Origin of the sequence: Rhodococcus sp. O3 (assembly GCF_048897285.1) — a bacterium.
Taxonomy (GTDB): domain Bacteria; phylum Actinomycetota; class Actinomycetes; order Mycobacteriales; family Mycobacteriaceae; genus Rhodococcus.
This window is the reverse complement of record NZ_JBMBTE010000007.1, coordinates 1-19473: the sequence shown is the minus strand read 5'-3', so window position 1 is coordinate 19473 and position 19473 is coordinate 1. Positions and strand designations below refer to the sequence as shown.

The following is a 19473-nucleotide window of genomic DNA, read 5'->3' as shown; positions in this document are numbered from 1 at the left end:
GTCGGCGGGCCATCAATTGGAGAAAGTGAATCGACTTTCCAGAATCGTTGGAGATTCTCACACCGGAGAGGGAAGATGTCGGGCATGCTTCCGGACCGTTTCCGGCTCGTCGATCTGCTGCTCGAACCCGATTTCGGGCTCCGGCTGGTGACCGACGCCGACCCCAACGTGGGAATTACCGGTGCGCACCCGATCGAGATCGAGAACCCCACCCGCTGGCTGCGCCCGGGTTCAATGATGCTCACCACCGGCTCGCGCTTTCCCGCCCTCGAGCACCCGCAGCAGGCCTGCCGTGAGCTGATCCGCGAACTCGTCGGGTCCGGCATCGCCGCACTCGGTTACGGCGTCGGAGTGATCACCGACGACATTCCCCGGTCCCTGCTCGACGAGGCCGAACGCCATCGGTTCGCCGTGGTGGCGGTCCCACCGGAACTGCCCTTCATGGAAGTGGTCGGACGCGTCAATACGGCCGTGCAGGCGCAGGACTCGATGCTGCTGCGGCGTACGCTGCAGATGCAGAACCACCTGCTCGAGGCGATGACAGCCGAGGCTCCGGAGACAGACCTCGTCGCCCGCCTCGCAGGGCTGCTCCGCAGCAGCGTGGTCCTCTACAACGAGGTGGGCGATGTCGTGGCCTCGGCCGGCGGCGCGCCTGTGCATCTGATCCGTAATCAATTACGCGGCCGGGACGGGCGACTGCGGTTCCGGGTGGGCCGCTGGTCGGTCAGCGCGCACTCGATCTCGCCGGGCGACCAGCACTACTGGCTGGCCCTCGCCTCCAAGAGCAACGAACTCGCCGACCCGCTCACCGCACCCGCGGTCGAGGTATCGCTGCGACTGCTCAACACAATCGAACGCACCCGCCAGCGCGCCACCGTCGAGAACCGCGCGCGGCACGCCGCGCTGGTGAGGGCACTGACCTCGGGTGACCCCACGGATGCCGACACCGTCCTGGACCAGCTCGAGATGCTCCGGTTCGGTCCTGAGCCGGACATGCGGATGCTGGTTCTGTCCGCCCGCCCCGACTACGACAACCGCCGATGGGTGTTCCGCGCCAATTCACTGCTCGACGCCGTCGAAGCGGACGTGTCCGGGCTGGCGCGTGACATCGGGCTGACCCTGCTGCTCGCCCGGGACGACGGCGGCCTCGTCGGAGTCGTTCCGGCTCGGGCGGAGGCCTTCGACTCCTGGTCCGCCAACCTCCCGGAGGGATTGACATGCGGCGTGAGCGAACCCTTCAGCGATCCCGCGCGCGGACCCGGCAAACTACGTGAGGCACGCTGGGCGCGACGGGCCGCCGAGCGGCTGGGTAAGATCGCGCAGCGCTTCGAGGACGTCGGTCTCGCCGACTGGCTGTTGGCGGGCCGTACCCCGGAGGCAACCCTCCTCCGCGCTACCGCAGTTCTGGCACCCCTGCTCGACGGCCACGACGACCTGATCGATTTCCTCGTGCTGCACCTGGCCCGGGAACTGGACGTCGGGCGCACGGCACGAGAGTTGAACCTGCATCCGAATACCGTGCGGCACAGGGTAAAACGTGTCGAGGATCTGCTGGGCCGGTCCCTGCGCTCGCCCCGCGACGTCACAGACATCCAGCTGGCACTCGAAGTACTAGCCGAACGCCCCACCGCCTAGCTGCCCGGCGCGGGAAAGGAACACCATCATGGCCATCACCGTGCGTCGACTCACGGCGCTGCCGGAGCTGGGACTCACCCTCGTTGCCGGCCGCGAGGGAGCCGACCGAGTCATCGAATGGGCGCATCCGATCGAGCTTCCCGATCCCACCCCGTGGTTGTCCGGGGGAGAACTCGTCATGACCACCGGGTTGGAGATCGGTGCCGCCGCCGACGACCAGTTCGCCTACCTCCAAGGCCTGGTCGCTGCCGGCTGCGTGGCACTGGCGTTCGACACCGGTACCCGGTTCGACAGAGTGCCGGACGGTCTTCGGGCGGCCGGTGACGCACTCGGGTTCCCGGTACTTGCCGTGCCCGCTTCCACCCCCTTCATTGCCATCACCCGCGCAGTCATCGACGAACTGACAGCCGATCAGGTTCGATCGGTGCAGCGCGTCGTCGATCAACAGGAGCGACTGGCCCGCGCCACCCTGCGTGGGGGAGTGCCCGCGGTTGTGACCGCGCTCGGCCAGGCGCTCGCCGGCGTCGTCGCCGTCGTCGACCCTGATGATCGTGTCCTCGCCGAATACGGTTCGGACACGACGCGGGCGATCGGGCACGCCCGCGCAGTATCGGAGTCGGCCTCTCGAGCGCCGCGACGCCGGCAGATGAGCAAGGTGCTGGTGGACGACGGGGACCACTACACCGTTCAGAGCATCGCGGCCGCACCGGACGTCTACGGATACCTTGCCGTCGGCACCGCGGAACCGCTCCCGCCGGCCGACCGCTTGCTCCTCGCCCACGCGGTGTCGCTGATCTCCATCGAACTCGGGAAGCCCGCGAAGGTGCAGAGCGCGGAGCAGAGGCTGCGGTCCGCCGTCACCCGGACACTCTTCGACACACCCGAACGTATGGACGCCGGCCTGCTCCGATACTTCGGATTCGAACCGACCGACACGGTCGCGGTCGCCGTGCTGACCGAGGTCGGTCCGCTGCTGCCGGCGGAACGGCAGGTCGGCGCGGCCCTCGCCGCGGAGGCGGTCCCTTATCTGGCGGCCTCGGTCGATGCGGATGTCGCGGTGGTGCTGCCGGCCGGCCGTGCGCGAGAGATCGCGACCCGGATCCAGGACCGGGTCCGGGCGCAGCTCGGCCGGAGGGTCCGGTGCGGACTGGGTGGGCCATGCGTCGTGCTGGATGCGAACACCAGCGTGCGTCAAGCTCTCTCGGCGGCACGGGCGGTGCGGGACGGAGGGACGGCACCGGTGGTGTTCGCTGAGCTGGGCACCTTCTCCGTGTTGCTGGGCATGCAGGATCCCGATGCCCTACAGGCCATCTCCCGAGCCGGCCTCGAAGCACTCGATGCCTATGACGAGAAGCGTGGGGGGAGTGGGCGACTGGTCGAGACTTTGGCCGCGTACCTCGAGCACAACGCTCAGGCCGAGAGCACCGCCGTAGCGCTGGGCATCCACCGGCACACCCTGCGGAACCGGCTCGCCCGGATCGCCGAACTGACGGGCCGCGACCTCGACTCGATCCACACCCGGGTGGAGTGGTGGCTGGCCGTCAAGGCTCGGGAGATGCTCGATGGTCGAGGGGGACAGGCGCCGACGGTCAGGTGAATCCCGCCGCCCCTGGGACGGTCCGCCCCCTGACTGTGCCGGACAAGACGGCTCGACCCGTGGTCGCACATCTTGGGCCGACGTAGTCGACGATCATCGATCGTTTGCGGTCGAAGTCTGGCTGCCACGAGAAGGCCGACCTCACAACGCGTCCCGTCCGCACGACCCCCGCGCATTGCAAAGTTATGGCAGACGAATAGATTTCGTCTGGAATCGACCGGGAGATGTTCTGTCGTCCGTACGACGCCCGTCCCGTCACGGCAGGACGCGACGGGACGGGCCCTCCTCCATTCCCGCCGGTCAGTCCGCGGTTCCGCCCAGGGGTGGCGGAGCCGATCGATACCGGACCGGAGTCCTGGAGAAGCTCAACGGGTTTCCGACCTGTGGAGTAGCGCTTCCCGGCACGGACACAACGGCGTCGAGACCGAGACGTCGAGCGAATTCGAAGGCCTCGGCAATGTTGTTGATGGGCCCGGCCGGGACACCCACGCGGGAGAGCTCGTCGTACCAGTAGTCTGCCCCGGCCGTCGTGAGGATCGAGGTGATCTCTCCGCGCAGTTCCTCGCGGTGGGCGACACGCGACGGGTTGCTGCTGAACCGCGGGTCGGTGGCCAATTCCGGCGCGCCTATCGTCTCGGCGAACCGGGTGAACTGCTTGTCGTTTCCCACTGCCAGCGCCAGCGGCCGGTCCTTGGTCGGGAGCACCTCGTACGGGGCGATGCTCGGATGCCGGTTTCCGAGGATACCGGGCACCACCCCGGCGCCGAGGTACGCCGATCCCTGATTGACGAGTGACGACAGAAGCACGGCAAGAAGATTGGTTTCGACACGCTGCCCCTCGCCGGTACGCTCCCGGTGGTGCAGCGCAGCGAGGACCCCGGCGAGCGCGTGCAGACCCGTGAGTACGTCGACGACCGCGACGCCCACCGTCGTCGGCGTGCCGGCCTCGGGCCCGGTGATGCTCATAAGCCCTCCGGCGGCCTGCACGAGCAGATCGTAGCCCGGTAGGGCCGCTCCGTCCCCGCTCCCGAATCCGGTGACGGAACAGTAGATCAGACCCGGGTTGACGTCGAGCAGGTCGTCGTAGCCCAGGCCGAGCCGCTCCATGGTGCCCGCCCGGAAGTTCTCGACCACGATGTCCGCGCGCGCGACGAGTCGCAGGGCTTCGGCCCGGCCCTGCTCCGACGCGAGGTCGAGGACCACGGACGTCTTGTTGCGGTTCACCGAATTGAAGTACGTGGCCGAACCCGCGTCGTCATAGGGCGGTCCCCATGCCCGGGTGTCGTCGCCGGTGTCCGGACGTTCGATCTTGACGACCTCGGCACCCATGTCCGCGAGCATCATCGTGGCGTAGGGACCGGCGAGGACCCGGGTGAAATCGGCGACGACGATACCGTCGAGTGCGCCCTTGCTCATGCGATCGGCCTCCCGCCGCGAAGGTAGACGGTCGTGGTGTGAGTGAAGAATTCCCTTGCGGCACGGCCCTGTTCCTTCGGGCCGTACCCGCTCTTCTTCACGCCACCGAACGGGACGTGCGGGTCGGCGCCGGCGGATTCGGAGTTGATGTGCAGGATGCCCACGTCCAGGTCCTCGAGCGCCCCGAGCGCACGGGTGAGGTCCTGGGTGAACACTGCCGCCGACAATCCGTAATCGCTGTCGTCGGCGAGCGCGAACGCCGCCTCGGTGTCCGCCGCACGGCACACGGCCAGGACGGGTCCGAACAACTCCTCCCGCCACACATCGAGCCCGGCGCCGGGTAGCTCGAGCACGGTGGGGGACACGAAGAACCCGGCCGCGAGTTCACCGTCCTCGTACGGTCGCCCGCCGCACAGCACTCGGGCACCCTGCCGGACCGCCTCGTCGACACCTGTCCGGATCGACATCCGTGCCGCACCGTCGATCACGGGGCCCATGTGAACGTGCTCGTCCAAGGGATTGCCGACGGTCCACTTCCCGATCCGCGCGACGAGTTCACCGACGAACTCGTCGGCGATGTCGTCGGTGACGATCAGCCGTGAGGTTGCCGTGCACTTCTGCCCCGACGATCGGAATGCACCGAGCAGTACCTGCTCGGCGGCGAGATCGAGGTCCGCGTCGCCGAGCACGACGGCCGCGTTCTTCCCTCCCATCTCGGCCTGTACCGGCACGCCCCGCGCAGCTCCTGCCGCCGCGAGGCTCCGGCCGACCGCAGTCGAACCGGTGAAGGTCAGCGCGTCGATGCCCGGATGATCGGCGATCCCGGCGCCGACCGTGCGGCCGCCGATGACGAGGTTGAGCACCCCGGGCGGCAGGCCCGCATCGGCGAGGGCCTGCATGAGCCGCATCGCCAGCAGCGGCACGGTACCCGCCGGCTTCCACACGACGGTGTTGCCGTAGGTCAGGGCCGGGGCGATCTTCCAGGCGGGGATGGCGATGGGGAAGTTGAAGGGAGTGATGACCCCGACTACACCGACGGGCTTGCGCGCGACCAGGATCTGCTCCCCACGCCGCGGGGAGGCGAATACCTGACCGGCTTCGCGATCGCCCTCCCCGCCGTAGAAGCGCAGGATCTGGGCGGCGCGGAGCACCTCGGCGACACCCTCGCCGCGCGTCTTGCCTTCCTCGCGGGCGAGTTCCACACCCCATTGTTCGGCGGACGATTCGACGACGGAGGCTGCCCGGGTGAGGACGGCACCGCGTTCGTGCGCGGGGGTCTTCGCCCAGTGCCCCGCCGCGGCGCGCGCGGCAGCGACGGCCGCGTCGACGTCGTCGCCGGTGGCCGCCCGGCCGTGGGCGACGGTGACGTCCGGCTCGGCGGGGCTGATGCTGGTCACGGTCTCGCCCTCGCCGTCGAACCACTTGCCGTCGATATAGTGTTGCAGCAGAACAGGTGTCGTCATGATGTGTCCTTCGACGTGTCGATGGTGCGGGTCAGCAAAATGCGGCCTGACCGGTCGACGCGCGACCGATCGAGCGTTGGTGCATCTCACTGGTGCCTGGTAGGTCAGCACCGACTCGAGGTTGTTGTCGTGCCGTGGTGGCGAGTGCTTCGGTGTGAGGTCGCCGGCGCCGAGCGCGGTGGTGGTCATGGCCCGCCGCCCGGAATCGAGGTGATCAGAGGGCCGCGAATGCGTCGCGCAGTACCGAGAACGCCTCGGTGAGCAGTGCATCGGAGATCGACAGCGGCGGCAGGAACCGGAGCACGTTCCCGAAGGTTCCGGCCGTCAGGGTGAGGACTCCGTGGGTCTGACAGTACCGGGTGATCTCCGCGACGGCCTCGCGGTTGGGGTTGGTCGTACCGGGCTCGACGAGTTCGACAGCGATCATGGCGCCGCGGCCACGGACGTCGCCGACGACGGGGTGACGCGTGCCGATGTCGCGCAGTTCCCTCAGCATCAGTGCGCCGATCTCCTGGGCACGATCGAGCAGATGCTGGTCTTCGATCGTCTCGAAGACGCCGAGCGCCGCAGCACACGCCGCGGGGTTACCGCTGTAGGTGCCACCGATGCCGCCGGGGTGAGCGCGGTCCATGATCTCGGCCCGGCCGGTGACGGCGGCGAGCGGGAGCCCGCCGGCGAGTCCCTTGGCCGTGACGATCAGATCCGGCACGAGTCCCTCGTGCTCGCACGCGAACCACGCTCCGGTGCGGGCGATTCCGGTCTGCACCTCGTCGGCGACGACGAGGATGCCGCGGTCCCGGCAGAAGTCGGCGATGCGCCGAAGGAAACCGTCGGCGGGAACGATGAAGCCCCCTTCGCCCTGAATGGGTTCGACGACGACGCAAGCCACCTGGTCCGCACCGATCTGGGCGTCGACGAGCAGACGGAACTGCTCGAACGCCTCCTCCGCGGCGTGGTCGGGCCCGCTGGGCCACCGGTAGGGGTAGGCCATCGGCGCGCGATAGACCTCCGGGGCGAACGGACCGAAGGAGTGCTTGTAGGGCTGGTTCTTCGCCGTCATGGTCATCGTCATCAGTGTCCGGCCGTGGAAGGCATGGTCGAACGTGACCACGGCAGACCGACCGGTCGCCGCGCGGGCGTACTTCACTGCGTTCTCGACTGCCTCGCTGCCCGTGTTGAACAGTGCCGTGCGCTTGGCGTGGCTTCCCGGGGTCAACCGGTTGAGGATCTCGGCGACCTCGATGTACGGCTCGTACGGCGTGGCGAGGAAGCACGTGTGGGTGAACTGCCGCAGCTGCGCGGTGGCGCGCTCGACGACCCGCGGCGCGGAGTTGCCGACGGTGGTGACGGCGATGCCGGAACCGAGGTCGATGAAGGAGTTCCCGTCCACGTCGACGAGCACACCCCCGCCGCCCGCCGCCGCGTAGATCTCGGCGCCACTGGCCAGACCCGCCGGCAACGCGGCGGCGCGGCGTTGCGCCAGTTCGCGGGACCGGGGTCCCGGGATCTCCGTCACGATGCGGCGGGCCTGCTCAAGTCCGGGCCCACCCTGAACGAGTTCCACTGCGGTCATGTCCTTCTCCCTCGGTCGGTTTCCTCGAACTGTAGGAGGGGAGACTCGGGTCGCTGATGGACTACAAGTACAATTCTGCCGCAAGTGTGGACATCACGTACATGTCTGTCTCGGACGGTTCGCCGCAGACTGACGGCACACCGCGGCCGACACCGGGTGACCGAAAGGACATGCAGATGACCACCGACACCGCCCCCACGCACCCGTACGAACCGGCGCCCGCCGACGTCGCCGGGGCCGCGCGACGTCTCGTGTGCTCGCAGGATGCCGGACCGTCCTTGCTGTTCGTGGAGGACTCCGCCTCCGACAGCACCGCCTGTGCAGTCATGAGATGGCCGGGCCGAGACCCGCTGTTGACCGACTCCGTCCACACATTCGAGCACTTCGGACTGCGGATAGACGATCACGAACTGCTGACGACCGACGATGCGGACTGCCGGGTCCATCGGTTCGCGTTCGTCACGCCCCCGGAGTGGCGATCCGGTTCGCCGCACCGGGTGGCGGCGGTCTTCGACGCCCACGCACAGGGCCACACCGTCGTCGACGGATACTCCCGCCTCGCCGTCGTCGCCGACGTGGGTGTGCGGGACATCGCCCTGGTCCGGGCCGCAGCCCGCTTCGCCCGCCAGGCGGGTCTGATCATGTCGGAACGGTATGTTGTCGACACACTCTGCCGGCACTCCGGATTTGTCGAAGCTCTGGTCGCCTGCTTCTCCGCGCGCCTCGACCCCGACCGGCCCAACCGGGACGACGCCGCCGAACGTACGCTCGCCGAGCGGCGCGGCGCGGCGGAAAGCCTCGACGAGGACCGCATCCTGCGCAGCCTGGAATCGTTCGTCACCGCCACTGTGCGCACCAATTGGTACCAGCACGACGAACACGGCGCGCCGAAACCGTACGGGGCCTTCATGCTCGATTCCGGTCATCTGGCCGATCCCGGGCCTGTCGTGCCCCACCGCGAGATCTTCGTTCACTCGGACCACGTGGAGGGCATTCACGTGCGGAGCAGCACCGTCGCCCGCGGTGGGCTGCGGTTCTCGGACCGTCCTGAGGACTACCGCACCGAGGTCCTCGGTCTGATGAAGACCCAGATCGTGAAGAACGCGCCCATCGTCCCCGTCGGAGCCAAAGGCGCGTTCATCCGGACGAACTCGGATGTAACTCCCGCCCAAGCATATTCGACCTTCATCCGGGGAATGCTCGACCTCGTCGACAACATCGTCGACGGGCAGATCGTCCACCCGGACCGCACCATCGTCCATGGCGGGGACGATGCCTATCTGGTAGTGGCCGCCGACAAGGGCACTGCCCGGTTCTCGGACCTGGCCAACTCCATCGCCGCGGAGTACGACTACTGGCTCGGTGACGCCTTCGCCTCGGGCGGATCGAGCGGATACGACCACAAGGCGATGGGCATCACCGCGCGCGGCGCGTGGGTCGCGGTCCGCGAGCACTTCGCCGACCTCGACATCGACGTCGACACCACCGAGTTGACGGCGGTGGGGATCGGGGACATGTCCGGCGACGTCTTCGGCAACGGAATGCTGCTCTCCCCGCATCTGCGCCTCGTCGGCGCCTTCGATCACCGGCACATCTTCCTCGACCCGGATCCCCGCCCGGCTCGCGCCTACGCGGAGCGACGTCGACTGTTCGAGCTTCCCGGATCGAGCTGGGACGACTTCGATCGCGACGTCCTCTCCGCCGGAGGAGGTGTATGGCCACGCTCCGCGAAGTCCATCAACGTCCCGGAACCGGCACGCCGCCTGCTCGGACTATCCCATCCGACCACCACCCCGGACGGGTTGATCAAGGCGCTGCTGACAGCGCCGGTGGACCTGCTCTGGAACGGTGGTGTCGGCACCTACGTCAAGGCCTCGTCCGAGAACCACACGGATGCAGCCGATCCGGCGAACGACACCGTCCGTGTCGACGCGTCGCAGTTGCGGTGTCGCGTCGTGGGAGAGGGCGGCAACCTCGGTTTCACGCAGCGGGCCCGCATCGAGTTCGCGGCCGCCGGCGGGCGTATCAATGCGGACTTCATCGACAATGCGGCCGGGGTGGCCACTTCCGACGCCGAGGTGAATCTGAAGATCGCCCTGGAATCCGCTCGGCACAAGGGATCTCTGACTCTCGAGGAACGCGACCGGCTGCTCGGTGACGCCCGGGACGAGGTGGCCCGGACGGTGCTACTCATGAACCGGGACCAATCAGTGGCGCTCGGACTTGCCGTCTCACGTGCGGCCCGGCTACTCGGCAGGCACGAGCGGCTCATCATCCACCTCGAGACCAGCGGTATCCGACGCAGCACCGAGGTACTGCCCACCGTGCAGGAGTTGGCCGCCCGAGCCGGCGCCGGCCGTGGGTTGACCAGGCCGGAGATCGCGGTGCTGCTCGCCCGGTCGAAGAACGTTGTGTGCCGGGACCTGCTCGACTCCGATGTGCCCGACGACCCCGTTTTCGCCGCCGTCGCCCTCGAGTACTTCCCCACCCGCATGCGTGACCTGTTGCGGGACGAGATCCGAGACCATCCTCTACGTCGCGAGATCATCGCGACCCGGATGGCCTCCGATCTCGTCGATCATGTCGGTCCGGGAATGATCTACCAGCTCGAGGAACGGTTGGGGGTGCGCACGCCGGCGGTTGCCCGAGCGTACGCAGTGGTCCGGGCGGTGTTCGACACCGACCGGTTGTGGGCCGAAGCGCGGGACCGTTCGGTTTCCGGTGCAGACCGCTGGGAGCAGCTCGCCGCGGTCCAGGAGTTCATCGAGCATGCGGTCTTGTGGATTCTGCGGCTGCGGCCGTCGCCCCTCGACGTGACCGCCGAAATCGAGCGACTGAGTGCCGGGGTCGCAGATCTGGTCGGGGTCGGCGTGGCCGGTGACGGACCGGACTTCCGACTTCTCGCCGAGTGCCCGGCGTTGGTGGACACCGCGTACACGCTGGACTGCCCGGCACACCTCGTTGCCCGGATGCACGCGGCGACGGGACCGTTGCTCGGAATCGAGAGGATGTCACTGGATCCGGCCACCGGGTCCCACACTTGGTGGGACAGCATGGCGCGCGCCACCGTGCGGGACGAACTCACCGAAGGCCACCACCGCCTCGTCGCCGCAATCCTGCGTCGGGACTGCGGTCCACACACCCTGACGGACGTCGACGCGATACTGGCGCGATGGAAGCAGCGGGTTCCGGACGCGATCGCTCGGGTGACGCGCCTGACCGACGAACTGTGCCGGGACGGGCGGATCGATCTGGCGCAGGCATGCACGCTCGGCGCGGAACTGCACCTGCTCGTGCGCGCAACGGAGCGGTGACGGGATGGCGCCCTTTCGGATCCGGGAGATCCGGAAAGGGCGCCACACCTCGCCGAGGAGGGTGTGAGACGCTTCCTGTGGGTCACTGCGCGGTTGGGTCCGTTACCGAGCGTGCACGATCACTCCGCGAATATTCTTGCCGTTGCGCAGATCCTCGTACCCCTGGTCGACTTCCTCGAGCGAGTAACGCGTCGTGACGAGTTCGTCGAGTTTCAGTTCGCTCTGGTCGTACATACGCAGCAATCGAACGATGTCGTACTGCGGGTTGGCCGAGCCGAACAAAGTCCCCTTGATCGTCTTCTCGTTGAGCGTCAGATCGGCTCCCGACACATGCACGGTCAGTTTGCTCGGATCGGCCGACCCGTGATGACGACGGTGACACCCTTACCGATCACGGCAGTCGCCGCTGCGATCACCTCCTCGTCGACCGTGCCGACCAGGACCAGCGCCTGATCCGCGCCCTGACCCCAGCTCAACTCATCGACCTTCACCGCCGCTTCTTCCGCAGTCGCGAAGGCGTGTGTGGCTCCGAACTTCAATGCTGTCTCCCGCTTGAAGGCAAGCGGATCGACCACAACCACGTACCGTGCCCCGGCCTGCACCGCACCCTGCACGGCGTTGATGCCATCTCGTCGACGAGCCGGTACATCGTCGCCTGCGGGATACCCGGACCGTCGGGCCAGGGCGCTGACGGTCAACGCCGGTTGTGCGTCGTCGAAGGATTCGAGGATGCGTACGACGCGGTCGAGAATCGAGTCACCGGACGGCGAATCGGCCATGCCCCGATCGTCGGCGCTGCCCGGGCACCCGCGCCCGGGTCAGCCGGGGATTCTGATCGTGATACCCGGGAACACCTCGATCTGCGGCGGCAGGTCGATCGGCACATCCGGGATGTCCACCGGCGGTGCTTCCAGGGTGATCGGCGGCAGTTCCGGCAACGTCAGTTGCGGCAGCGGGGGAGCGGTCGTCGTCGTTTCGCTGATCCCCGCGTCGGCGGGCACGCCCGCCTGGCCGTCGATCGGGTCCGGCCACGGGAAGCTCTCGAAGTCGGTGCCCTCGAGCGCACCGTCCATCGTGCCCTTCCAGATGTCCGACGGCAGGCCCGAACCGTAGATGGATCCGCCCCAGCTGTTGACGATCGCCTCGCCATCGGGGGTGCCGACCCACACCGCCGTCGACAGCGACGGCGTGTACCCGACCATCCATGCGTCCTTGTTCAGGCCGGTGTCCCCGAGCTGGGTCGTGCCGGTCTTCGCCGCCGACGGACGACCCCCGGCCAGCGCGTGACCGCGCGAGTACGCGGCGATCGGCAGCATGGCCTGCGTGACGTTGTCGGCGACCGCCGGATCGAGCCGGAATTCGCCGGGGGAGGCGGGGCGGTCCAGCAGCACGTCGCCGTCGGCCGTCTCGACCCGCTGGACGAAAAACGGCTCGTGGAAGGTGCCGGACGCGGCGAGCGTCGCATAGGCCGAGGCCATGTCGATGACGCGGGACTGGTACTGCCCCAGAACGATTCCGCCCTCCGGCGGGCCGCCCTCGTGACTCAGCGTGGTCCCCTCCACGCCCGGGATGGTCATGGGGATGCCGGCGTCGTGCGCGGCGTCGGCGATCGCCTGCGGGCCGTCGTCCATCGACATCATCAACCGGTAGAAGCTCGTGTTCAGCGACCGCTTGAGGGCCTCGGCGATCGTGCACTTGCCGCACGAGGCGCCCTCGACGTTGCCGATCTCGATGTTGCCGACCTTGAGCGGCGAGCTGTCGAAGCGGGCGTTCAGGCCGATGCCCTGCCGCAGAGCCGCGACCAGGCCGAACACCTTGAACGACGAACCGGTCTGCAGCGGTGCCTGCGCGAAGTCGAAACCCGCACCCTCCTCGCCGCCGTAGTAGGCGCGCACGGCGCCGGTGCGCGGGTCGATCGACACCACCGCGGTCCGCAGGCTCCCGTCCTCACCTTCGAGGGTGCTGCGAGCGCTGTCGATCGCCGCCTGCTGCGCAACCGGATCGATGGTCGTCGTGATCCGCAGTCCCTCGGTGTTCAGCGTCTGCTCACTGATGCCGGCGGCGGACAGTTCACGCAGCACCTGGTTCTTGACGTGACCTTCCGGGCCGGTCGAATCATTCTGTTGCGCAAGCTGATTCGACGGAACTGTCGGCGGGAACTGCTGCTCGTCACGTTCACCGGCATCCAGCACGCCCATCTCGACCATGCCGTCGAGCACATACGTCCAGCGCGCCTCGATCGCCGGCCGGTTGAACTCCGGATCCAGCGACGACGGGCTCTGGATCACCCCGGCGAGCACCGCCCCCTCGGACACCGACAGCTGACCGACGGGCTTGCCGAAGTACGCCTGCGACGCCGCCGCGATGCCGTACGCACCGCGACCGAAGTAGATGGTGTTCAGGTAGGCCTGCAGGATCTCGTCCTTCGACGACTGCCGGGCCATCTTGGTGGAGACGACCAGCTCCCGCATCTTGCGGGTGATCGTCCGGTCCGCGCCGACCAGCACGTTCTTCACGTACTGCTGGGTGATCGTCGAACCACCACCGGCGGTTTCCTTGCCCATCACGTTGTCGCGCGCCGCGCGCACGAACCCGGAGATCGAGAAGCCGGGATTGGTGTAGAAGTTGCGGTCCTCCGCGGACAGCACCGCGTTGCGGACGTGCTCGGGAACTTCCTCGATGTCCACCTCGGTGCGGTTGCCCTCGGGCGGCACGACCGTGCTGAGCACCGTGGTGCCGTCGGCCGCGTAGATCGTGGCCACCTGATCGTTCTTCATGTCCGACGGACGCGGTACGTCGACCGACATGTACGCCACCGCGAAGCCGATGCCGGGCACGATCACCAGGAGCGCCACGACGGCGAGCACAAGGTAACGGACAAGGCGCCACCCCCGTGACTTGGCGGGGGTGGCAGGTCTGGAAGGCGACGACGACGAAGAACTCACACGGGCTACTTTCTGGCGAAATCCGGGCTCGACAGATCATCGCACCCTGTCATCCGTATGGTACGTAGTCCGCGACAACTGTGATCGAAGGCGCACGGGCCGTGTCGGTGTCTATTTGTGGCGCCTCCCACCGCCACAAAGGCACACGGGCGCCTACGGCGCCCTCCGCCAGGCCCGGAACGCGAAACCCCACGCGACCGCGAAGCCGAGCAGCACCAGTGCCGGGACGATGCCCGGCGCCGAGGACCACAACTCGGCGATCGCGGCGATCAGCGCCATGACCGTGAACACGGTCAGGAACCCCAGCAGCATCTCGAGCCGCTGCCGCCGGGGAACCCGCCTCACGACTTCACGCCGCCCGCGGTCAGACCCGCGATGATACGGCGCTGGAAGATCAGCACCATGATCACCAGCGGCACCATCACCAGCGTGCCGCCGGCCATGATCGACGCGTACGGCGTCACGTACGGATCGGTGCCGGTGAACCGTGCCATCGCGACCGTCACCGGCGCGGTCTTCTCGCTCGACAGCTGCGACATCAGCAGGTACTCGTTCACGGTCGCGATGAACGCCAGGATCGCGGTGGTGAACATCGCCGGCGCGGCGAGCGGCAGCATCACCAACCGGAACGCCTGCCCGCGCGTCGCACCGTCCATCCGGGCCGCCTCCTCGAGTTCCCACGGCAGTTCCGAGAAGAACGAGGTCAACGTGTACACCGTCAGCGGCAGCACGAACGAGATGTTCGGGATGATCAGCGCCTGGTAACTGCCGATCCAGCCGATGTCGGTGAACAACTGGAACAGCGGCGTCACCAGCGCCACCACCGGGAACATCGACGCACCCAGGATGATGCCGGTGACGAAGTACTTGCCCCGGAAATCGAACCGGGACAGCGCGTAGGCGGTGAACACACCGAGCAGCAGCGCGACCGCGGTGGTCGCACCGGCGATGATGACGCTGTTCATCAGCGCGCGGGAGAAGTTCACCTTCGCGTCGGGATCGAGGGCGTCGGCGAAGTTCTGCAGCGTCGGATTCGCGGGCCACAGCGACGTGCTGAACGTCTCGGACGGCTCGCGCAGCGCCGTGACGATCATCCAGTAGCAGGGCGCCAGGCCCCACAGGACGATGAGGATCACCCCGGCATACGTGCCGGCCGAGCGCACCCTCGTACCTCCGGTACCGGGACTGCTCATCCGACGTCTCCCTTCCGCTGCGCCTCCTGCGTCTGCACGGCGTTGGCACCGAGGAACCGCACCAGCACGAACGCGACCGCGAAGATGATGAGGAACGTGATCGTCGACAACGCGGACGCCGAATTCGCGCCCTGACGCATCTGCTCGACGACCAGCACCGAGATCGTGGAGGTCGCGGGGTTCGAGCCCATCATGATGGCCGGCAGGTCGTACATGCGCAGCGCGTCCATCGTGCGGAACAGGATCGCGACCATCAGCGCCGGCTTGACCAGCGGCAACGTGATCATCTTGAAACGCTGCCACGCGTTCGCGCCGTCGACCTTCGCGGCCTCGTACACCTCCGCCGGGATCATCTGCAGGCCGGCGAGGATGAGCAGCGCCATGAACGGCGCGGTCTTCCACACGTCCGCGACGATGATCGCAAACCGGGCCGGCCACGGATCCGCCGTCCACAGGATGTCCGTGCCGAGCATCTTGTTGGCGATGCCGTCGTTGGCGAAGATGAAGAACCACAGCTTCGCGGTGACCGCGGTCGGGATCGCCCACGGCACCAGCACCGATGCGCGGAGCAACCCGCGACCACGGAACGATTTCGCCATCACGACCGCCATCGCGAAACCGATGACGGTCTCGAGCGAGACGGTGACGACGGTGAAAAAGAACGTGTTGAAGATCGAGCCCCAGAACTGGGAGCCCAGCGTGCCCGGCGGGCACGGAATGCTGCCGGTGGCGGTACCGCAGGACTGGGTGATCCACCGGACGTAGTTCTCGAAGCCGACGAAACCGCCCTCGACGAACCGGCCGGTTTCGGGATCGAGCTTCTTCGCGTCGCCGTGCAGCGACATCCAGACCGCCCGCCCGAGCGGGTACAGGATGATGACGGCGAGCACGGCGAGGGACGGCGCCACGAACATCCACGGAGGGATCCGGCGGCGCTGCTTGATCGCGGGCGCGCTCGGCTCCGGAGGTTCGGTCACCCGGTGCCGTCCGTGCACACGGTCGCGGTCGGGACCGAGGTACTCGGTCCCGACCGCGGAATCGTGTGGCGGATCCGCGGGAACCGGTCGGCGGTCTTCGTGACCGGCATGGACCTGCGGTTCTGCCATAGGTACTGCTCCTAGTGGATCAGTTGCCGGCGGTTTCGATGCCGGCCTTGATGTCCGCGAGCGCCTGCTCGACGGTCTTCTCGTTCCGGATCGCCGCGTACGAGTTGTCGGCGATCGCCTTCGACACGTTCGAGTAGTACGGCGAGGACGGACGCGGCTTCGCGCTCTCGAGCGCTTCCTTCAGCGTCGCGAAGTACGGGAACTGCTCGAGAATCGCCGGGTCGTCGTAGACCTCGGCGAGGACCGGCGCGCCGCCGACCTCGGCGTAGTAGGTCTGCGACTGGCGGGTCTGCATGAACTCGAGGAAGTCACGCGCGGTCGCCGGCGCATCCGAGAACGCGCTGATGCCGACGTTGTAGCCACCGAGGGTGGAGACGCCCGGTCCGTCGACACCGGGGAGGACCGCGATGCCGTAGTTGCCGGCGATCGACGAGGACTCGCCGTCGGTGTAGAAGCCCGGCCACGTGCGCAGGAACAGCGCCTTGCCGTCGCCGAACGCGGTCTGAGACTCACCTTCGGTGTAGGTCTGCGCGGCCGCCGGGATAGTGCCGTCCGCGAAGCGATCGACGATGAACTGCAGACCCTCGCTCGTCTTGTCGTCGATCGACGGGGTGAGACCGTCCTCCGCGACGAAGCTGCCGCCGAAGGCGTTGACGATCTCGGTGACGTTGACCGTCAGGCCCTCGTAGTTCTTGAACTGGCCGAGGTAGCAGTCGATGCCCGCCTCGACGGCCTTCGGGCACTCCGCCTGCAGGTCCGCCCATGTGGCCGGGGCCTGGTCGACGAGGTCGGTGCGGTAGTACAGGAACGCGGCGTTGGTGTTCTTCGGAGCCGCGTACAGGGTTCCGTTGTAGGTGCCCGACTCGACGGTCGCGGGCAGCAGGCCGTCGGTCGAGATGGCGTAGTCGCCCTCGAGCGGCAGCAGCCAGCCGTTGGCGGCGAACTCGGCGGTGTTGGTCACGTCGACGGCCACGAGGTCGTACTCGTCGCTCTTCGCCTGCATGCGCTGGGCGATGTCGTCGTACTGGTCGTCGGCTTCCTTCGCCAGCGGCTTGAAGGTCACCGTCTCGTCCGGATGCTCGGCATTCCAGTCGGCGATGATGTTCTCGAGCGCCGCGTTCAGGGGGTCCTGACCCTCGACGATGGTGATCGGGCCGCGCCCTTCGCCGGCCGCGGACGCCGTGCCGCTGCTGTCGCTGCTCGAGCCGTCGTCGGACGAGCAAGCAGTCAGGACCAGCAGCGACGCCGCCGATGCAGCGACCGCTGCGCGGCGGACCGCCTTCGTGTTCAGAACCATGGATTACTCCCGTTCGGATTCGGAAAACTCCTCGTCGGCAGCCTATGGCCACCGACATCGGCACCTACTCTGGCATGCGAGACCGGGAAAAGGGGATATTGCTCCCAACCTGAATCGGTCATGTCCGTTCCCGCAGGCCTCGTCGTCGACCGTGCTCAGCCGAGCCGGCGACCGTCCTTCGTCGAGAACACATGCACCTGTTCCGGATCGAAGTTCAGGTAGATGCGCTCGCCCTTCTGCGGCGGATTCCGCCAGTCGCCGCGCGCCACGATCTCCTGCGAGCGACCCGCGATGTACGCGCGGCCGTACACGTAGGCGTCGGAGCCGAGCTCCTCGACGACGTCGACGTCCATCGCGAGACCGTACTCGGTGATCTGGATGTGCTCGGGACGGATACCGACGACGACCTCGGTCTCGTGGACCTCACCGACGATGTCACGCGGGATCGGCACGTACGTCTCGCCGAGGATCGCGCCGCGGTCGAACACCGGCAGCGTGAACAGGTTCATCGCAGGTGAGCCCATGAATCCGGCGACGAACACGTTCGCGGGCCGGTTGTAGAGCACCCGCGGCGACGCGCACTGCTGCAGGATGCCCTTCTCGAGAACCGCGACCCGGTCGCCCATGGTCATGGCCTCGACCTGGTCGTGGGTGACGTACACGGTGGTCGTGCCGAGGCGACGCTGCAGCTGCGCGATTTGCGTGCGGGTCTGCACACGCAGCTTCGCATCCAGGTTCGACAGCGGCTCGTCCATGAGGAACACCTGCGGCTGCCGGACGATGGCGCGCCCCATGGCGACGCGCTGACGCTGACCACCCGACAGGGCCTTGGGCTTGCGGTCGAGGTACTGCTCGAGATCGAGCATCTTCGCGACCTCCTCGACCCGCTCGCGGATCTCCGCCTTCGGGGTCTTCGCGAGCTTGAGCGCGAAGCCCATGTTCTCGGCGACCGACATGTGCGGGTACAGGGCGTAGTTCTGGAACACCATCGCGATGTCCCGCTGCTTCGGGTCCTGGCCGGTGACGTCGGTGTCGCCGATGAGGATGCGGCCGCTGTGAACCTGCTCGAGACCGGCGAGCATGCGCAGCGACGTGGACTTGCCGCAACCCGACGGACCGACCAGCACGAGGAACTCCCCGTCCTCGATCTTCAAATCCAATGCGTCGACCGCCGGCGTGTTCGAGCCGGGGAACAGGCAGGTCGCCTTGTCGAAGGTCACTGAGGCCATGGCACGAGAGAATAGGCGACAAAGCCGAACGCGCCTATTCTCTGTCGGTGAGTTCCGACCGGATGCTGACCCGTATCGGCGGCCTGCTCCGCCAGGCGGAATCGACCGACAACCAGCACGAAGCCGACGCGTTCCTGGCCGCGGCACAACGTCTGGCGACCGCGTCGTCCGTGGATCTCGCGGTCGCGCGCGCCCACACCGCGTCCCGGGAACGCCGGGCCACGCCGGTGCAGCGGCTCATCACGATCGGGGAGAGCGGGAGGAAGGGGCTGCGCACGTACGCGCAGTTGTTCCTGGCGATCGCCGCCGCCAACGACGTGCAGTGCGACATCACTGCCACCTCCACCGTCATCTATGCGTACGGGTTCGCCGCCGACATCGACGTGTGCGAGGCGTTGTACTCGTCGCTGCTGGTGCAGATGGTGCGGGCGTCGGACGCGTACCTGCGCGCGGGCAGCTACCGGGAGGAGACGACGGTGCGAACGGTCGTCGAGCAGCGCGGGGGCCGGCGGGTCCGCACGCGGGTGCGCAAGCCCGTCGCCGGGGTGACCGCCCGCCTGAACTTCCAGTCGGCGTTCGCGGCGCGGATCGGGGCACGGCTGGCCGAGGCGAAGCAGCAGACCGAGCAGGAAGCGGAGGTCGCGGTGCCGGGCACGGAATTGGTGTTGCGCGACAAACAGCTCGAGTTGCGCGATTTCTACACCA

At 67.7% G+C, this 19473-nt stretch carries 13 protein-coding genes and 2 pseudogenes; 4 read left to right on the top strand and 11 right to left on the bottom strand.

All coding sequences use genetic code 11. From position 1 onward, the window contains the following. Positions 1–75: 75 nt before the first annotated feature. Together ACN675_RS04015 and ACN675_RS04010 are read left to right on the top strand one after the other, a co-directional pair. Positions 76–1635, top strand: a complete 1560-nt coding sequence (locus ACN675_RS04015; RefSeq protein ID WP_420749624.1) for a PucR family transcriptional regulator — start codon at positions 76–78, stop codon at positions 1633–1635. Positions 1636–1663: 28 nt separating this feature from the next. Then, complete coding sequence (locus ACN675_RS04010; RefSeq protein WP_420749623.1) at positions 1664–3232, top strand: PucR family transcriptional regulator; 1569 nt, start codon at positions 1664–1666, stop codon at positions 3230–3232. Positions 3233–3532: 300 nt separating this feature from the next. On the opposite strand, the gene ACN675_RS04005 is transcribed toward ACN675_RS04010, so the two are convergent. From ACN675_RS04005 to gabT, 3 genes are all read right to left on the bottom strand, one after another. After that, positions 3533–4648 (bottom strand): CaiB/BaiF CoA transferase family protein, encoded by a 1116-nt coding sequence (locus tag ACN675_RS04005; protein WP_420749622.1) that lies wholly within the window; start codon positions 4646–4648, stop codon positions 3533–3535. After that, positions 4645–6111 carry an aldehyde dehydrogenase family protein gene (locus ACN675_RS04000; RefSeq protein WP_420749621.1) on the bottom strand — a complete coding sequence of 489 codons (1467 nt, stop codon included), beginning with the start codon at positions 6109–6111 and terminating at the stop codon, positions 4645–4647. Before ACN675_RS04000 ends, ACN675_RS04005 begins: the two co-directional genes overlap by 4 nt. Before the next feature lie 214 nt (positions 6112–6325). Next, a complete protein-coding gene (gabT, locus tag ACN675_RS03995; protein WP_420749620.1) occupies positions 6326–7684 on the bottom strand; it encodes a 4-aminobutyrate--2-oxoglutarate transaminase in 1359 nt (452 codons plus the stop codon). Between the two features lie 176 nt (positions 7685–7860). Between gabT and ACN675_RS03990 the strand changes: the two genes are divergently transcribed. Then, positions 7861–10998, top strand: coding sequence for an NAD-glutamate dehydrogenase domain-containing protein (locus ACN675_RS03990; RefSeq protein WP_420749619.1), 3138 nt, complete (start codon positions 7861–7863; stop codon positions 10996–10998). Between the two features lie 102 nt (positions 10999–11100). Here the strand turns inward: ACN675_RS03990 and ACN675_RS03985 are convergent. The 8 genes and pseudogenes from ACN675_RS03985 to ACN675_RS03950 form a co-directional block, all read right to left on the bottom strand. Next, positions 11101–11624, bottom strand: a pseudogene (locus tag ACN675_RS03985) (zinc-binding dehydrogenase); the annotation flags it as partial. Between the two features lie 42 nt (positions 11625–11666). Then, a pseudogene (locus ACN675_RS03980) lies at positions 11667–11777 on the bottom strand (helix-turn-helix domain-containing protein); the annotation flags it as partial. A gap of 39 nt (positions 11778–11816) precedes the next feature. After that, positions 11817–13853 carry a transglycosylase domain-containing protein gene (locus ACN675_RS03975; protein ID WP_420749618.1) on the bottom strand — a complete coding sequence of 679 codons (2037 nt, stop codon included), beginning with the start codon at positions 13851–13853 and terminating at the stop codon, positions 11817–11819. 243 nt (positions 13854–14096) lie between these two features. Beyond that, the gene (locus ACN675_RS03970; RefSeq protein ID WP_420749617.1) at positions 14097–14288 is read right to left on the bottom strand and encodes a hypothetical protein; all 192 of its coding nucleotides are present in this window, start codon (positions 14286–14288) and stop codon (positions 14097–14099) included. Then, positions 14285–15136, bottom strand: coding sequence for a carbohydrate ABC transporter permease (locus tag ACN675_RS03965; protein ID WP_420749616.1), 852 nt, complete (start codon positions 15134–15136; stop codon positions 14285–14287). The genes ACN675_RS03970 and ACN675_RS03965 overlap by 4 nt, the downstream gene beginning before the upstream one ends. Then, positions 15133–16242 carry a carbohydrate ABC transporter permease gene (locus ACN675_RS03960; protein WP_420749615.1) on the bottom strand — a complete coding sequence of 370 codons (1110 nt, stop codon included), beginning with the start codon at positions 16240–16242 and terminating at the stop codon, positions 15133–15135. The genes ACN675_RS03965 and ACN675_RS03960 overlap by 4 nt, the downstream gene beginning before the upstream one ends. Positions 16243–16261: 19 nt before the next feature. Next, entirely contained in the window at positions 16262–17539 is a 1278-nt protein-coding gene (locus ACN675_RS03955; RefSeq protein WP_420749614.1) for an ABC transporter substrate-binding protein, read from the bottom strand. A 155-nt stretch (positions 17540–17694) separates the two neighbouring features. Continuing rightward, positions 17695–18768 (bottom strand): ABC transporter ATP-binding protein, encoded by a 1074-nt coding sequence (locus ACN675_RS03950; RefSeq protein ID WP_420749613.1) that lies wholly within the window; start codon positions 18766–18768, stop codon positions 17695–17697. Between the two features lie 47 nt (positions 18769–18815). On the opposite strand from ACN675_RS03950, the gene ACN675_RS03945 reads away from it, so the two are divergent. Beyond that, a partial coding sequence (locus ACN675_RS03945) for a DUF2786 domain-containing protein (protein ID WP_420749612.1) occupies positions 18816–19473 on the top strand: 658 nt, incomplete at its 3' end.

Coding starts and splice junctions, on each gene's coding strand:
- ACN675_RS04010 (WP_420749623.1), top strand. CDS start 1,664: ATGGCCATCACCGTGCGTCGACTCACGGCGCTGCCGGAGCTGGGACTC.
- ACN675_RS04005 (WP_420749622.1), bottom strand. CDS start 4,648: ATGAGCAAGGGCGCACTCGACGGTATCGTCGTCGCCGATTTCACCCGG.
- ACN675_RS03950 (WP_420749613.1), bottom strand. CDS start 18,768: ATGGCCTCAGTGACCTTCGACAAGGCGACCTGCCTGTTCCCCGGCTCG.
- ACN675_RS03990 (WP_420749619.1), top strand. CDS start 7,861: ATGACCACCGACACCGCCCCCACGCACCCGTACGAACCGGCGCCCGCC.
- ACN675_RS04015 (WP_420749624.1), top strand. CDS start 76: ATGTCGGGCATGCTTCCGGACCGTTTCCGGCTCGTCGATCTGCTGCTC.
- ACN675_RS03960 (WP_420749615.1), bottom strand. CDS start 16,242: ATGGCAGAACCGCAGGTCCATGCCGGTCACGAAGACCGCCGACCGGTT.
- ACN675_RS03965 (WP_420749616.1), bottom strand. CDS start 15,136: ATGAGCAGTCCCGGTACCGGAGGTACGAGGGTGCGCTCGGCCGGCACG.
- gabT (WP_420749620.1), bottom strand. CDS start 7,684: ATGACCGCAGTGGAACTCGTTCAGGGTGGGCCCGGACTTGAGCAGGCC.
- ACN675_RS04000 (WP_420749621.1), bottom strand. CDS start 6,111: ATGACGACACCTGTTCTGCTGCAACACTATATCGACGGCAAGTGGTTC.
- ACN675_RS03955 (WP_420749614.1), bottom strand. CDS start 17,539: ATGGTTCTGAACACGAAGGCGGTCCGCCGCGCAGCGGTCGCTGCATCG.